15 protein-coding genes and 1 tRNA gene are annotated in these 15,165 nt (G+C 72.4%); 10 read left to right on the top strand and 6 right to left on the bottom strand.

The features are described from left to right. The 3 genes from pcaH to pcaD are packed head-to-tail and all read right to left on the bottom strand — an operon-like array spanning nucleotide 1 to nucleotide 1,913. Nucleotides 1-744: a protocatechuate 3,4-dioxygenase subunit beta gene (gene pcaH, locus P2H44_RS17640; protein ID WP_275765432.1), complete on the bottom strand. Its 744-nt coding sequence runs from the start codon at nucleotides 742-744 to the stop codon at nucleotides 1-3. Beyond that, complete coding sequence (gene pcaC / locus P2H44_RS17635; protein ID WP_275765431.1) at nucleotides 734-1,126, bottom strand: 4-carboxymuconolactone decarboxylase; 393 nt, start codon at nucleotides 1,124-1,126, stop codon at nucleotides 734-736. The genes pcaH and pcaC overlap by 11 nt, the downstream gene beginning before the upstream one ends. Beyond that, nucleotides 1,119-1,913 carry a 3-oxoadipate enol-lactonase gene (gene pcaD / locus P2H44_RS17630; protein WP_275765429.1) on the bottom strand — a complete coding sequence of 265 codons (795 nt, stop codon included), beginning with the start codon at nucleotides 1,911-1,913 and terminating at the stop codon, nucleotides 1,119-1,121. Before pcaD ends, pcaC begins: the two co-directional genes overlap by 8 nt. A 224-nt stretch (nucleotides 1,914-2,137) precedes the next feature. On the opposite strand from pcaD, the gene P2H44_RS17625 reads away from it, so the two are divergent. The 10 genes from P2H44_RS17625 to P2H44_RS17580 all read left to right on the top strand — a co-directional run bounded on the left by P2H44_RS17625 (nucleotide 2,138) and on the right by P2H44_RS17580 (nucleotide 11,667). Further along, nucleotides 2,138-2,932, top strand: a complete 795-nt coding sequence (locus P2H44_RS17625) for an IclR family transcriptional regulator (protein ID WP_275765428.1) — start codon at nucleotides 2,138-2,140, stop codon at nucleotides 2,930-2,932. A gap of 166 nt (nucleotides 2,933-3,098) precedes the next feature. Further along, nucleotides 3,099-3,173 (top strand) — tRNA-Asn (locus P2H44_RS17620). A gap of 212 nt (nucleotides 3,174-3,385) precedes the next feature. After that, a complete protein-coding gene (locus P2H44_RS17615) occupies nucleotides 3,386-4,789 on the top strand; it encodes an L-serine ammonia-lyase (RefSeq protein ID WP_275765426.1) in 1,404 nt (467 codons plus the stop codon). Nucleotides 4,790-5,246: 457 nt separating this feature from the next. Next, nucleotides 5,247-5,900: a methylated-DNA--[protein]-cysteine S-methyltransferase gene (locus P2H44_RS17610; protein ID WP_275765425.1), complete on the top strand. Its 654-nt coding sequence runs from the start codon at nucleotides 5,247-5,249 to the stop codon at nucleotides 5,898-5,900. After that, a complete protein-coding gene (locus P2H44_RS17605) occupies nucleotides 5,897-6,679 on the top strand; it encodes an isocitrate lyase/PEP mutase family protein (protein WP_275765424.1) in 783 nt (260 codons plus the stop codon). The genes P2H44_RS17610 and P2H44_RS17605 overlap by 4 nt, the downstream gene beginning before the upstream one ends. 128 nt (nucleotides 6,680-6,807) lie before the next feature. Then, nucleotides 6,808-7,440 carry a GTP cyclohydrolase I FolE gene (folE, locus tag P2H44_RS17600; protein ID WP_275765422.1) on the top strand — a complete coding sequence of 211 codons (633 nt, stop codon included), beginning with the start codon at nucleotides 6,808-6,810 and terminating at the stop codon, nucleotides 7,438-7,440. A gap of 452 nt (nucleotides 7,441-7,892) precedes the next feature. Further along, nucleotides 7,893-8,900, top strand: a complete 1,008-nt coding sequence (gene hemB, locus P2H44_RS17595; protein WP_275765420.1) for a porphobilinogen synthase — start codon at nucleotides 7,893-7,895, stop codon at nucleotides 8,898-8,900. Between the two features lie 239 nt (nucleotides 8,901-9,139). Then, nucleotides 9,140-9,565 carry a VOC family protein gene (locus P2H44_RS17590; protein WP_275765418.1) on the top strand — a complete coding sequence of 142 codons (426 nt, stop codon included), beginning with the start codon at nucleotides 9,140-9,142 and terminating at the stop codon, nucleotides 9,563-9,565. A gap of 86 nt (nucleotides 9,566-9,651) precedes the next feature. Next, nucleotides 9,652-10,797, top strand: a complete 1,146-nt coding sequence (locus P2H44_RS17585) for a PQQ-dependent sugar dehydrogenase (protein WP_275765416.1) — start codon at nucleotides 9,652-9,654, stop codon at nucleotides 10,795-10,797. Between the two features lie 264 nt (nucleotides 10,798-11,061). Next, nucleotides 11,062-11,667 carry a lipid-binding SYLF domain-containing protein gene (locus tag P2H44_RS17580; protein ID WP_275765415.1) on the top strand — a complete coding sequence of 202 codons (606 nt, stop codon included), beginning with the start codon at nucleotides 11,062-11,064 and terminating at the stop codon, nucleotides 11,665-11,667. 97 nt (nucleotides 11,668-11,764) lie between these two features. Here the strand turns inward: P2H44_RS17580 and P2H44_RS17575 are convergent, their stop codons facing one another. The 3 genes from P2H44_RS17575 to P2H44_RS17565 form a co-directional block, all read right to left on the bottom strand. Beyond that, nucleotides 11,765-12,577: a hypothetical protein gene (locus tag P2H44_RS17575; protein ID WP_275765414.1), complete on the bottom strand. Its 813-nt coding sequence runs from the start codon at nucleotides 12,575-12,577 to the stop codon at nucleotides 11,765-11,767. Between the two features lie 277 nt (nucleotides 12,578-12,854). Further along, nucleotides 12,855-13,652, bottom strand: coding sequence for an amino acid ABC transporter ATP-binding protein (locus P2H44_RS17570; protein WP_275765412.1), 798 nt, complete (start codon nucleotides 13,650-13,652; stop codon nucleotides 12,855-12,857). 19 nt (nucleotides 13,653-13,671) lie between these two features. Beyond that, the gene (locus P2H44_RS17565; RefSeq protein WP_275765411.1) at nucleotides 13,672-14,979 is read right to left on the bottom strand and encodes an amino acid ABC transporter permease; all 1,308 of its coding nucleotides are present in this window, start codon (nucleotides 14,977-14,979) and stop codon (nucleotides 13,672-13,674) included. Between the last annotated feature and the right edge of the window lie 186 nt (nucleotides 14,980-15,165).

The following is a 15,165-nucleotide window of genomic DNA, read 5'->3' as shown; positions in this document are numbered from 1 at the left end:
TCAGTTCCCCTCCAGCCGGTTCTCGAACAGGGTCGAGCGGCGCCCCCGCAGCACGATGTCGAAGCGGTAGGCGCGGGCGTCCATCGGGATGGTGTTGGCCCAGTCGAGGGGCGCGATCAGCCGCTCGATCGCCGCCGGGTCGGCGATGGTGCGCACGATGGGGCATTTCCAGATCATCGGATCGCCCTCGAAGTACATCTGGGTGATCAGCCGCTGCGCGAAGCCGTGGCCGAAGACCGAGAAGTGGATGTGGGCGGGGCGCCAGTCGTTCGGCCCGTTGGGCCAGGGGTAGGCGCCGGGCTGGATGGTGCGGAAGCGATACCAGCCCTCCTCGTCGGTGATGCAGCGCCCGCAGCCGCCGAAGTTGGGATCGAGCGGGGCGAGGTAGCTTTCCTTCTTGTGCCGGTAGCGCCCGCCGGCGTTGGCCTGCCAGACCTCGACCAGCGCGCCGGGCACGGGGCGGGCGTTCTCGTCCAGAACGCGGCCGTGGACGACGATGCGCGGGCCCACCGGCAGCTCGCCCGGCTTCGCGAAGTTCAGGATCAGGTCGTCGTCGAGCGGCCCCAGCCGGTCGTGCCCGAACGCCGGCCCCGTCATCTCCGACAGGGTGTTGTCCAGCGCGATCAGCGGCTTCGTCGGCGAGCGGGTGACCGAGGTCTTGTAGCCCGGCGCGTAAGCGGGGGGGTGCTGGTCGCGGTCGCGGGTGAAGAAGGCGCCCGGCAGGCCGCCCGGACTATTGCGCATCGTCCGCCTCCTCGATCCGCTCGGCCAGCACCTTCTTGGCCAGCCGGAAGGCGGTGTTGGCCGCGGGCACGCCGGCGTAGACGGCGACGTGCAGCAGCATCTCGCGGATGTCCTCGGGGCTCGCGCCCGTGTTCTCGGTGGCGCGGCAGTGGAGCTGGAACTCCTCCTCCCGCCCCAGCCCGGCCAGCAGGGCCAGCGTGATCAGCGAGCGTTCGCGCTTGGTCAACTGGTCGCCCGACCACACCGTGCCCCAGGCGCCCTCGGTGATGAAGTCGACGAAGGGGGCGTCGAAGGGCGTCGCCGTCCCCTGGCTGCGGTCCACGTGGGCGTCGCCCAGCACGCTGCGGCGGGTGGCTTCTCCGAGGGCGCGGCGGTCAGTCAAGGTTGTGCTCCGAGATGAAGGACAGCAGCATCGCGGCGCAGGTGCGCGGATGCTCGACGCAGGGGATGTGGCCGGCCTGCTCGATCAGCTCGAAGCGGGCGCCGGCGATCAGCTCGGCCGTCTCCTCGACCAGCGCCGGCGGCGTGGCGCCGTCCTCGTCCCCGGCGATGGCGAGCACCGGCAGCGAAAGCCGCCGGGCCGCGTCGCGCAGGTCCGCGTCGCGCAGCGCCGCGCAGCAGCCGGCATAGCCCTCGGCCGTCTGGCGGCAGACCATGTTGCGCCAGATCGCCAGCTCCTCGGGGCGGTCCTTGCGGAAGGCGGCCGAGAACCAGCGCTGCATCAGCCCGTCGGCCAGCGCCTCGATCCCGTGGGCGCGCACCTGCTCGATGCGCTGGTTCCACATCGTCGCGTCGCCGATCTTCGCCGCGGTGTCCATCAGCACCAGCGCGCGGACCAGCTCGGGCCGGCGCGCGGCCAGCGACTGCGCGATCAGGCCGCCGATCGACAGCCCCACCACCAGCGCCTTCGAGACCTCGAGATGATCGAGCAGCGCGGCGAGGTCGTCGGCCAGCTCCTCGATCGCGTAGGGACCGGGCGGGCAGTCCGACAGGCCGTGGCCGCGCTTGTCGTAGCGGATCAGGCGCAGGCGCGCCGGAAGGGCCGCGGCCATCTTGTCCCAGACCCGCAGGTCCGAGCCCAGCGAGTTCGCGAAGACCACCGGCAGACCGCCGCGGTCGCCCTGGTCGCGATAGTGGATGACGCCGCCCCTGGCGCGCATCGCCTGCATCGGCTTCCTCCCCCGGATTGCGGCGGACGCGCGGCCCGCTCGTGACCGACGCCTTCGCGAGACGTCGGCGTTTCCTAGAGCTATCGCCCAGATCCCGCCGCTGTCGAGCCCATCCACGGCCATTTAAGGGCGATCTCAATGCAAGCGGGGCCATGTAGAGGCGGCCATGGCTCCCACGTCAGGACGCGCTAGATAAGACTTCGAACAGAAAAGGAAGCTGCTGAATGTCTCCGAAGGACACCAATGGACGCGCCGGACAGGTCCGGGCCATCACCCGGGCGGTGTCCGTGATGCGCGCCCTGTCCGAGAGCGCGGACGGCCTGACCCTGTCCGAAACCGCCGCGCAGTCCGGACTGGCCGCGTCGACCGCGCACCGCATCCTCACCACGCTGGAAAGCGAACGATTCGTCCGCTTCGAAACCGCGAGCGGCTGCTGGCACGTGGGCGTCGCCGCCTTCACCGTCGGCGCGGCCTTCGCGCGGACCCGCGACGTGATCGTGCTGGCCAAGCCCTACATGCGCCGCCTGATGGAAACCACGGGCGAGACGGCGAACATCTTCCTCGAGTCCGGGGGCGAGATCGTCTGCATGGGCCAGGTCGAGAGCCGCCACGCCATGCGCGCCCTGACCCGGGTGGGCGGGCGCACCAAGATGCACTGGTCGGCCGCCGGCAAGGCGATCCTGGCCCAGATGCGCCCCGAACGCGCCCGCCGCGTGCTGGAGGAGCAGGGCATGCCCCGCGCCACCGCCCGCACCCTGACCGAACCCGCGGCGCTGGCCGCCGAGCTCGAGAAGATCCGCACCGAGGGCGTGGCCGTGGACGACGAGGAGCATGCCGACGGCCTGCGCTGCGTCGGCTCCGCGGTGCTGAGCGAGAACGGCACGGCCGCCGCGGCGATCTCGGTCTCGGGCCCGCGCAGCCGGATCACCGACGAGCGGCTGGACCAGCTGCGCGACGCGGTCGGCCGGATCGTCTCGGAAGTGACCCGCGAATACGGCGGCCGACCCGCCGGAAGCTGAGGGCGGACGCGCCCCCGGCGGCCCCGTCCCGGGCGCCGGTTCCGCGCCGCTCGGGCGCCGCGCGACGGGCGCCGTAGCGTCGCCTGATGCGAGATGTTGCGAAACCCCTCTGGACGCGCCCTCGCACGATTGCTATAGGCCGACCGCGCCGCGAGGCCGGACCTGATCCGGCGTAGCTCAGTGGTAGAGCATCGGACTGTTAATCCGCTGGTCGTAGGTTCGAATCCTACCGCCGGAGCCAATTCCCGGCCTCGCGCGCCGAAAGGCCCTCCCCCCCCCCGCGGGAGGGCCTTTTTCGTTCCGCGCCCCGCTTCCCCCTCCCGCTCTGCGCCTGCATCGCGTCGCGCGGGGCGGACGCGGCGTCGCATGCGCCCTTCGCGCGGGCGGCCCGGCGTGGCAGGCTGCCCTGCGTCGCCCCTCCCCCGTTTCTGCGCGAAGGCCGTTCGAGACCCCATGACCCACGCCGCCCCCCTGCCCGGTCCGGCCGCCGCCGGATGGCCCGCCGGCTTCGCCGACCTGTTCAAGATCGGCCTGGGCCCCTCGTCCTCGCACACGGTCGGGCCGATGCGGGCGGCGGCGGATTTCGTCGCCGGCCTCGCCGGGGCGCCGGTGGCGCGGCTGCAGGTGACGGCCTACGGCTCGCTCGCCTGGACCGGCAAGGGCCACGGCACCGACAAGGCCATCGCGCTGGGGCTGACCGGCGCCCGCCCCGACGAGATCGACCCCGCCGAGGCCGAGCGCCTGTGGCGCGAGATCGGCGAGAGCCGGACCCTGACCCTGCCCCACGGCGAGACGATCCCCTTCCACCCGGACGCCGACATCCACCTCGACCGGCGCACCCATGTGCCCCGCCATCCCAACGCGATGTCGCTGACCGCCGTCTCCCCCGCCGGCGCCGCGATCGCCGAGGCGATGTACTATTCCGTCGGCGGCGGCTTCATCGAGCGGGAGGGCGACGAGAGCGCCGCCGCCACCCCCGTGCCCGACCCCGCGCACCGCTGGATCTCGGCCGAGGGGATGCTGAAGGCGGCGCGGGAGTCGGGCCTCAGCCTCGCCGAGATGGCGCTGGTCAACGAGGACCGCTTCCGCCCCCGCGCCCAGACCCTGGCGCTGGTCGACCGCATCGCCGAGGAGATGCTGGCCTGCATCGACCGGGGCCTGAGCGCGCAGGGGATGCTGCCCGGCGGCCTGCGGGTGCGCAGGCGGGCGCGGGCGCTGACCGAGGGAATGGACCAGGCCTCGGGCGTGAACATGCAGCCCGCCGACGGGCCGATGCGCCGGGTCGCCGCCTGGGCGATCGCGGTGAACGAGGAGAACGCCGCCGGCGGCCGCGTCGTCACCGCCCCCACCAACGGCGCCGCGGGCGTGATCCCCGCCGCGCTGCGCTATGCGCGCGAGTTCTGCCCGCTGGTCGACCGCGAGGGGCCGCGCCGCTTCCTGCTCTCGGCCGCCGCCATCGGCGGGATCGTGAAGCGCAACGCCTCGATCTCGGGCGCGGAAGTGGGCTGCCAGGGCGAGGTCGGAACCGCCGCCGCCATGGCCGCCGCCGGCCTCGCCGCAGCCCAGGACGGCACGCCCGAGCAGGTGGAGCACGCCGCCGAGATCGCGCTGGAGCATCACCTGGGCATGACCTGCGATCCGGTGGCGGGCCTGGTGCAGATCCCCTGCATCGAGCGCAACGCCTTCGGCGCGACCAAGGCGATCCTCGCGGCCTCGCTGGCCCTGCAGGGCGACGGCCAGCACCGGGTGACGCTGGACCAGGTGGTCGAAACCATGCGCCAGACCGGCCTCGACATGAACGAGAAGTACCGCGAGACCTCCCGCGGCGGCCTGGCCGTCAACGTTCCCGAATGCTGAGCCCAGAGGGCGCCCCACCGGGCGCAGGCCCCGGCTGCGCCGAACCCCGGGCGCCAAGCCTCTGAGCGCGGGACCGCCGAGCGTCGGGCCGCCGGTCGACGGTTCGCGCGGAAGCCCGCCGCCTGCGCCCTCGCGCCCACCGCCCCCAGGACGCCCCCGCGCGCCCCGGGCGCCGCGCCGGGCTCTCCTCGCGGAGCGCCTGTTCCCCGGAGCCGTCCATCGCTGATGCCGTAAAGAGCTGCGGGGCCGAGTCGGTCCAGGATCGCGAAGCGACCCGCGCTTGCGCGGGCTTGTCCTTGACCGACTCGGCCCCGCGGCTCAGGCATCATCCAGCGATGGACGGCTTCGGGGAGCTGGCGCGGGGCTTGTTCCCTGGTGAGTCCGGAAGCGGGGCCGCCGCCCCCACGCACCATCTTCCGGGCGCCCCCGCCCTCCGTTCCGCGCTATCCCTGACGCCATGATCGCGATTCGCCCCTCCGACCCTCATGCCCGGCGCCCCGACGACGCCGCCTTCGCCGCCGCCCGCGCCGAGGCGAGCGCGCATCTCGACCCACCGGGCGAGGTCCCCTCGGGCGCGCTTGCGACCTGGATCGAAAGCCCCCTCGGCCCCCTGCTCGCCGTCGCCGACGACGACGCCCTGCGCCTGCTGGAGTTCCCCGAGCGCGCCGTGCTGAACGCCGAGTTCCGCCGCCTGCGCACCGCCCTGGGCCCGGTGCGGGAGGGCGCGTCGGCGATGCTGGATCGCGCCCGGGCGGTGGTGGAGGCGTTCTTCGCCGACCCCGCGGCGCCCGTCGACCTGCCGCTCGCGCCGCTGGGCACCGAGTTCCAGCGCGCCGTCTGGGCGGCCCTGCGGGAGATCCCGGCCGGCGCCACCGCCTCCTATTCCGACGTCGCCGCCCGCATCGGGCGGCCCACCGCCACGCGCGCCGTGGCGGCGGCGAACGGCGCCAACCCGATCGCCGTGCTGATCCCCTGCCACCGGGTGATCGGCGCCGACGGCACGCTGACCGGCTACGGCGGCGGCCTGTGGCGCAAGCGCGCCCTGCTGGCGCACGAGGCGCCCCTCGCCCCCGCCGCGTCCCGCCCCCGACAGGAGACCCTGCCCCTATGACCGCGCCCCTGACCCGCGACGAGAAGTTCGCCCGCTTCGCCGCCCTGCACCGCCCGGGCGACCCGCTGGTGTTGTGGAACGCCTGGGACGCGGGCTCGGCCGCCGCGGTGGCGCGCTCGGGCGCCAAGGCCGTGGCCACCGGCAGCGCCGCGGTCGCCGGCGCCCTGGGCTTCCCGGACGGCGAGGCGCTGCCCCTCGACCTGCTGGTCACCGTCGCGGAGCGGGTGGCGGAAGTCGCGGGCGACCTGCCCGTCTCGATCGACTTCGAGGGCGCCTATTCCGCCGATCCGGCCGAAGCCGCCGCCAACGCCCTGCGCCTCGCCCGCGCCGGGGTGGTGGGCGTGAACTTCGAGGACGGCGTGGTCGGCGGCGACGGCCTCCACCCGGCCTCCGCCCAAGCCGCGCGCATCGCCGCCATCGTCGAGACCTGCGCCGAGGCGGGCCTGCCGCTGCACGTGAACGCGCGCATCGACCTCTTCATCCGCGCGGGCGACCCCGCCCTCCATGCCGGCCTGATGGACCAGGCGCTGGAACGCGCCGCCGCCTATGCCGAGGCCGGCGCCGGCTCGATCTACCCCATCACCCTCTCGGACCCGGACCTCGTCCGCCGCTTCTGCGCCGAGTGCCCGGTTCCCACCAACATCTTCGGCCCGCCGGGCGGCGCCGAGGGCGTGGCCAGGCTGGCCGCGCTGGGCGTGGGGCGGATCACCTACGGCCCCCGCCCCTGGCGCGAGGCGATGGCCGGGGTCGAGGCCGCCGCGCGCGCCATCCTGGGCTGAGGCGTCCCGGGTCCTGCTCCGCGGGGCGAAATTTCGTCCCGCGGGGTTGATCCATCCGCCCCCCCTCCGACGTATCCGCAGGGATAGCCGCCGCGCGCCGAAGCGCCGCCCCCTGCGGAGACCTGCCGATGAACGTCCGTCACGCCGATTTCCCGCCCGCCGAGGAGCTCGCCGCCGAGCCCTCCGCCCCTCGCCCCAGCCGCGAGGAGGCCGAGGCCGCCGTGCGCACCCTGCTGCGCTGGGCCGGCGACGATCCCGCCCGCGAGGGCCTGCTCGACACTCCCTCCCGCGTGGCCCGCGCCTATGGCGAGTGGTTCGCGGGCTACGAGCACGACCCCGAGGCGATGCTCCAGCGCACCTTCGAGGAGGTCGAGGGCTACGACGAGATGGTGCTGCTGACCGGCATCCGCTTCGAGAGCCATTGCGAGCATCACCTGGCGCCGATCATCGGGCGCGCGCATGTGGCCTACCTGCCCACGGACCGGGTGGTGGGCATCTCGAAGCTCGCCCGCGTCGTGGACGCCTTCGCCAAGCGCCTCCAGGTGCAGGAGAAGATGACCGCGCAGATCGCCGGCGCGCTCGACCGGGCGCTGAAGCCCCGCGGCGTGGCGGTGATGATCGAGGGCGAGCATCACTGCATGTCCACCCGCGGCGTCCACCGCCCCGGGGTGAACATGGTGACCACCCGCCTGACCGGCGCCTTCGAGACCGACGCCGCCCTGCGCGCCGAGTTCATGGCCCAGGCCCGCGCCGCGCGCTGACCCCCGCCGGCCGTCCGCCCCGCCCTCCCGCCGAGCGCAGCGCCCCCCGTCGCCGCGCTCGGCGCCCCCTCCCCACGCAAGGCGCCCCGCCTAGCGCGTTCCTGCGAAACGCCCGCCCCAGGCGCCCTGGCCCCACGCGTCCCCGGGAGCGCCTGTTCTCCGGAGCCGTCTCTCGCTGATGCCGTTAAGAGCGACTCGGCGGGAGGGGTCAGGGATCGCGAAGCGACCCCCGAAGGGGGCTTGTCCTTGACCCCTCCCGACGAGTCGCTCAGGCATCTTCAGCGAGAGACGGATCCGGAGAACAGGCGCGGGCGCTTTGTTCTTTGGTGAGTCAGGAGCCCGCCGGAGGCTCCCCCCTTCCCAGTCCCGGGCGCCCCCTCTCCCCGCGGCGCTTGTCCCGCCCCCCGCTCTCGTGGCATCTCCGCTGGACCCGCTCCAGGAGGATCGCAGCCATGAGCCCCGCCCGCCTCGCGCCCTTTCCGTTCTCGCGTCCCCGCCGCCTGCGCCAGGCCGGCTGGATCCGGGACCTGGTCCGCGAGACGCGGCTGCGCCCCGAGGACCTGATCTGGCCGATCTTCGTGCGCGAGGGCGTGGACGCCGAGGAGCCGATCCCCTCGATGCCCGGCGTCTCCCGCCTGACGGTGGACCGAGCCGTCGAGGCCGCGCGCCGGGCCGCCGACCTCGGCATCCCGTGCATCGCGCTCTTCCCCTACACCGACGCCTCGAAGAAGAGCCCCGAGGCGGAGGAGGCCTGGAACCCCGAGAACCTGGTGAACAGCGCCACGCGCGCGATCAAGGCCTCGGTCCCCGACATGGGCGTGCTGCTCGACGTGGCGCTCGATCCCTACAACTCCGACGGCCACGACGGGATCGTGCGCGACGGGGTGATCGTGAACGACGAGACGCTGCTGGCGCTGGAGAAGCAGGCGCTGGCCCAGGCCGAGGCGGGCTGCGACATCCTCGGCCCCTCGGACATGATGGACGGCCGCATCGGGGTGATCCGCCGCGCGCTGGAGGAGAACGAGTTCCAGGACACGATGATCATGTCCTACGCGGCCAAGTACGCCTCGGCCTTCTACGGGCCCTTCCGCGACGCGGTCGGCGCGACGGGCGCGCTGAAGGGGGACAAGAAGACCTACCAGATGGACTACGGCAACACCGACGAGGCCCTGCGCGAGGTCGCCCTCGACCTCGAGGAAGGCGCCGACATGGTCATGGTGAAGCCCGGCATGCCCTACCTGGACGTCTGCGCCCGGGTGAAGCAGACCTTCCAGGTCCCGACCTTCGCCTACCAGGTGTCGGGCGAGTACGCGATGATCGCCGGCGCCATCGCCAACGGCTGGCTGGACGGCGACCGGGTGATCCTCGAGAGCCTGGGCGCCTTCCGCCGGGCGGGCTGCGACGGGATCCTCACCTATTTCGCCCCCCAGGCCGCCGAGATCCTCGACAGCGCCGGCTGAGGCCTGCCCCGGACCGGGGCCGGCCGCCCGACGCTCCTTCGCGTCGTGCCGAGGGCCCTGCGTCCTCGGCGCCGCCTCCCATCTCGCCACGCCCCAGGCGCCGCGCGCCGGCCTCCGGGCGTGGGGGACGGCGGGCGGGGCGAGGCGCGCAGCGCGAGCGCCCGTCCGTCGCCCCCCTCGACGCGCCGGGGGGAATCGCGCAGGATGTTCTCCAATTGTTCCCACCTGGAGAGCCTGCGATGATCGTTCCCAACCTGATGGTCGCCGACATGGCCCGCGCGGTCGCCTTCTACCGCGACGCGCTCGGCTTCACGGTCGTGCTGGGGGTGGATGCGGGGCGCGAGACGCGCTTCGGCCCCGACGCCGCGCCCGAGACCGCGGTCTTCACGATCCTCGAGGGCCACGGCGGCCAGCTGATGCTGCAGACGGTCGAGAGCCTGGCGCACGACCTGCCCGAGGCCTTCGCCGGCGGCCTGCCCGGGCGTCCCGGCGCCGCCGTCTATCTGCGAGACGTCTCCCCCGACGCGGCCCTGCCCGCCCTGCCCCGCGAGGCGATCCTCAAGGGCCCCGAGACCGCCTGGTACGGGATGCGGGAGCTCTATCTGCGCGATCCTGACGGACATGTGATCTGTCTTGCGGCCCCCGAGGGCGACGCGCCGGCCTGAGGGCCCGCCCAGCCCTTGCCCCGCCGCGTTCTCCGCCCACGTCCCGCTCAAGGCCCCCGACCGAAGCGGAGGAGACGCAGACCGCCATGACCGCCCGCCCGATCCGCGCCGCCCTGGCGCTCGCCCTTCTCGCCGCGGCCGCCTCGCTCGCCGCTCCCGCCCGCGCCGAGACCTTCGAGACCTCCGCCGGGCCGGTGGAGGTCTCGCCCGTCGGCCCGGTCTTCGAGAACCCCTGGGCCGTCGCCTTCCTGCCGGACTTCGCGCAGACGGGCGCCCTGCTGGTGACCGAGCGGCCCGGCCGCCTGGTGCTGGTCGCCCGCGACGGCGCCCGCGCGATCGAGGGCCTGCCCGAGATCTACGCCCGCGGCCAGGGCGGGCTGCTCGACGTGGCCCTCTCGCCCGATTTCGCGCAGACCGGCCTGCTGCACCTGACCTATTCCGCCCCCGCCGAGGGCGGCGGCGCCGACACCCATGTCGCCCGCGCCCGGCTGGACCGTGAGGCCGGGCGGCTCGAGGACCTCGAGGTCGTGCTCGCCATGCAGACGCATGAGACGGGCGGGCGGCACTTCGGCTCCCGCCTCGCCCATGCTCCTGACGGGACCCTGTTCGTGACGATGGGGGAGCGGGGGAACCGTCCCTCCGCCCAGGATCCCGACGTCGCCAACGGCAAGGTGCACCGGATCTTCCCCGACGGGCGGATCCCGCAGGACAATCCCTTCGCCCAGGGCGGCGGGCTCGCCTCGGTCTGGTCGCTGGGCCATCGCAACCCCCAGGGCGCGGCCGTCGACCCCGAGACCGGCACGCTGTGGGTGGTCGAGCACGGGGCCCGCGGCGGCGACGAGGTGAACCGGCCCGTGCCGGGCGGCAACTTCGGCTGGCCCGAGGTCTCCTACGGGACCCACTACTCCGGCCGCGAGTTCCCCCGCGGCGCGACCGCGCCGGGGATCGAGCCGCCGGCGCACTACTGGGACCCGTCCATCGCGCCCTCGGGCCTCGCGGTCTACCGGGGCGCCCTGTTCCCCGAATGGGACGGCGACCTGCTGGTGGGCGCGCTGAAGTTCCAGAAGATCGTGCGCCTCGACGTCGAGGGGGGCGAGATCGCGGGGTCGGAGGACCTGGTCCCCGACGCCTACGGCCGCATCCGCGACGTGCGCGTGGGGCCCGACGGCGCGATCTGGTTCCTGACCGACGCCGCCGAGGGGCGGCTGCTGCGCATGGCCCCCGCGGACTGAACCCGTCCTCCGCGGCCGCATGGGGCCGGCGCGACGGCGCCTCTCCACGGCGCCCCGGCCTTCGAGCCGGGGCGTCTCCACGGCCTGCCGCAAGCGCCGGCCTCTCGGCGCTTGCGGCGGCATGGACGCGGGAGGGATGGCGGGACAAGCGCGCAGGCCCCATGTATGCTTTTCCCCGGCGGCGGGGCCTGTCGCGGGCCGGCGCCGTCCAACCAATTCCATCGCCGCAACGACCGGCGACCCATGAGGACAGGAGCAGTTCCCATGACCCGCGCCACCCGCGCCGACGCCGCCGTCGGCCCCGATCCCCTTCGCCGCCGCCTGCTGGGCGCGGGGCTCGCCGCCGCCGCGCTCGCCGCCGTCGCCATGCCCTCCGGCCCCGCCCGCGCCGCCGATCCGGCCGACGTGATCGACCTGCGGGTGCAGCATTCGATCGACGACCTGATGAACTCGGTCGCCGGCGCGCGCGAGCTCATGTCCCGCGCCAAGGGCGTGCTGATCATGCCCTCGATCACCAAGGCGGGCCTGCTGGTGGGCGGCATGTACGGCGAGGGCGCGCTGCGCATCGGCGGGCAGTCGGTGGGCTACTACTCGGTCGGCGCGGCCTCGATCGGGCTTCAGGCGGGCGTGCAGAAGTTCGACCAGGCGCTGTTCTTCATGACCACCGCCGCGCTGGAGAACTTCCGCCGCTCCTCGGGGTGGGAGCTTGCGGCCGACGCCGAGGTGACGGCGATGAACAACAACCTCGCCGGCACCGTCACCTCGCGCACCACCCAGCACCCGGTGATCGCGGTGATCTACGGGCAGGAGGGCCTGATGGCCGGCGTCAGCCTGGAAGGCGCCAAGTACACCAAGCTCAAGGAGCGGTGAGGGCCCGCCTCGCCCCCGAGACGCGCGAAGGCCCCGGCGAGATCCTCGCCGGGGCCTTCTCGTTCTCCGCCTGCGCGCAGGGCGCGCGGCGCGCGGCTCAGGCCTTGCGGCGGCGACGCGCGACGGCGACCAGCGCGCCCATGCCCATCACCGCCAGCGGCAGGGCCGCGGGGGCGGGAACGGCGGCGCCGGTCTCGAAGTTCTCCTCGACTTCCGTGCTGCTCAGCGGGTTGTCGTGGATCTCGACCCGGTGGATGATCGCGTTCAGCCCGCCGACCATGCTGGCCCCCGACTGGTGCCGGGCGCCCAGCCAGATCACGCCGTCCGTCACGTCGAACTGCTCGAAGCTGTTGACCTCGTAGGTCCCCAGCAGCGCGCCGTCGCGGTAGCCGGTGACCCGGGTCTTGTTCACGTCCGTCCTCTCGAACGTGTAGGCCATCTGCACCTTCTGGTTCAGCGGCTGCGTGGCGTCCCAGTTCACCGAGTCGCCCTGCCGGCGGAAGTTGTTGCTGCCCACCGTCCATTCCTGCAGCACGGACTCGCCGAAGACGATGCCGTTGAACCGGTCGTAGGCGACGGTGTCCAGCGTCAGGGCCGAGCCGGCGCGCGCGGAATAGTCCAGCAGCGTCACCCAGCTGATCAGGGTCATCGACTCGAAGATGGCCGACCCGACGACATAGTCCGCGGACGCGTAGCCCGTGGGCGTGGTGCCGGACCCTCTCACCCGCAGCCCCGTGGCCTCGAGCGTCGCGGTCCCGTGGAGCTGCATCGTCCCGAAGTTGCCCGTCTGATCGACCAGCGGCGTGCCCGACTCGAAATCGTAGATGGCGACGGGCGTGGCCTGGGCGGCGCCGGCCGCGCAGAGTCCGACCGTCGCGGCGAGCGTCGCCGCGGCGAAGAAGTTCGTCATTCGCTTGTCCCCAGAGATCATCAGGCGGCTGGAAATAGCCGCCCGCGGCGCCAAGACCGTTTCAATTCCGTCCCCAAAACGCACTGATCGCCTATTTCCGTAGCGATAGATTCACCAACCGGCAATCTACCTGACGCGAAGATGAATGACTTTTCGTCAGGCGAAAGCTCATCCCGCCAACGCGCCGCGTTCCGCGGCCGGGGGGACGAGTCACCCTGCTCAAACGAAAAGGGCGGGCCCGGGGGCCCGCCCTTCCGGCGCCTGCGAGGCGCGTCGCTCAGTGACCCAGGATCTGGCTCAGGAACAGCTTGGTGCGGTCCGAGCGGGGGTTCTTGAAGAACTCCTCCGGCTCGTTCTGCTCGACGATCTGGCCCTGGTCCATGAAGATCACGCGGTTGGCGACCTGGCGGGCGAAGCCCATCTCGTGCGTCACGCAGATCATGGTCATGCCCTCCTGCGCGAGCTCGATCATGGTGTCGAGCACCTCCTTGATCATCTCGGGATCGAGGGCCGAGGTCGGCTCGTCGAAGAGCATGATGCGGGGCTTCATGCATAGCGAGCGGGCGATCGCCACGCGCTGCTGCTGACCGCCCGACAGCTGGCCCGGATACTTGTGGGCCTGGTCGGGGATCTTCACCTTGGCGAGGAAATGCATCGCCGTCTCCTCCGCCTCGCGGCGGGGGATCTTGCGGACCCAGATCGGGGCCAGGGTGCAGTTCTCCAGGATCGTGAGGTGCGGGAAGAGGTTGAAGTGCTGGAAGCACATCCCGACCTCTTTCCGGATCGTGTCGATGTTCTTCAGGTCCGAGGTCAGCTCGGTCCCGTCCACCGTGATCGTGCCCTGCTGATGCTCCTCCAGCCGGTTGATGCAGCGGATCAGCGTCGACTTGCCCGAACCCGAGGGGCCGCAGATCACGATCCGCTCCCCGCGATAGACGGTCAGGTCGATGTTCCGCAGCACGTGGAACTCGCCGTACCACTTGTTCATGTTCGAGATCTGGATGGCGACCTCGTTGGACACTTTCATCTGTCCGGCGTCGACGGGGCTCCCGGTCGAGAAGGCCGTATCGGTCATGGTCTCGTCTCCTCTTCCGTCAGCGACGATCGGTCTGGAGTTTCTTCTCCAGGTACATGGAATAGCGGGACATCCCGAAGCAGAAGACCCAGAAGAACAGGCCCACGAACACGTAGAACTCCCACACGATGCCGTTCCAGTTCGAGTCCGCCCGGATCGGCGCGATGATCCCCACCGGGTCCAGCAGGCCGATCACCGACACCAGCGTGGTGTCCTTGAAGAGCCCGATGAACGTGTTGACGATGCCGGGGATCGAGATCTTCAGCGCCTGCGGCAGGATGATCAGGCGCATCGACTTCCAGTAGTCGAGGCCGAGGCTGTCGGCCGCCTCGTACTGGCCCGAGGGCAGCGCCGCGAGGCCGCCGCGGATCACCTCGGCCATGTAGGCCGACGCGAACAGGGTGGCCATGATCACCACGCGCAGGATCAGGTCCAGCGCGGTCCCCGGCGGGAAGAAGTAGTTCAGCACCGAGGAGGCGACGAACAGCAGCGTGATCAGCGGCACGCCGCGGATGAACTCGATGAAGATCACCGACAGCGTCTTGATGAAGATCAGGTCCGACTTGCGCCCCAGCGCCAGCAGGATCCCGAAGGGCAGCGAGGCCGCGATGCCGGTCACGCCGATGATGAGCGCGAGCATGAAGCCGCCCATCTTGGCGCTCTCCACCGGCTCGAGCCCGGGGCCCGTATCGAGCAGGCCCGGAACGAAGGCCCACCAGACGATGGCGACCAGCACGCCCACGACCATGCCGGTCGCGCCCGCGTCGCCGGACATCGCCTTCTCCACGCCCCGGAAGGCCGCGTAGCCCACCGCCGGCCCCGCGATGGCGAGCAGGATCGGCAGCACCGGCCCGCCCCACAGCAGCCAGTAGGCGACGAACGGGTAGAGCGCCGACAGGATCAGCGTCTGCCGCGGGACCGAACTGAACAGCACCGGCGCCATCGCCCCGAACATCAGCACGAAGGTGAGGATCGGGCGCCAGTAGAGCTCCTCGGGGTAGAAGCCGAACAGGAACTGGTTGAAGCGCTCGTTGATCACCGCCCAGCAGGCGAAGGAGCCCTCGACCCCGTTGGCCGCCGCGATCTCGCGGCACTGGGAGAGGCTGTCGGCCTTCCACACCGCGTCGATGAAGGCCCACTGGATCAGGGCGGGGAGGGCGTAGGCGATCACCAGGATGGCGATCACCGTCAGGATCCCGTTGGAGACCGAGGAGAACAGGTTCTCCCGCAGCCACTTGATCGCGCCCCGGTCCTTGGCGGGCGGCGGCGAGGGAGGGATCTGGCTCGGCGCGACGTAGGCGACGGTCTGCGCGTGGACGTCCGACATCACTCAGCCCTCCGAACGCGGCACAGGTAGGTGACGTTCGGCCTCGCGCCGAACAGCATGTAGGCGATCGCGCCCAGCTGCGCGGCCGCGCAGCCCACGATCACCACCGGGTCGGAGACGCTGGGCATCAGGCCCCCCAGCGGGTTGCCCGCCAGCAGCGCCACGATCCAGGCCACCAGCGTCAGC

Source organism: Albimonas marina, assembly GCF_029223255.1.
In the GTDB taxonomy this organism is placed as follows: domain Bacteria; phylum Pseudomonadota; class Alphaproteobacteria; order Rhodobacterales; family Rhodobacteraceae; genus Albimonas.
The sequence above is the reverse complement of the archived record's forward strand: the minus strand, read 5'-3'. Positions and strand labels throughout refer to the sequence as shown.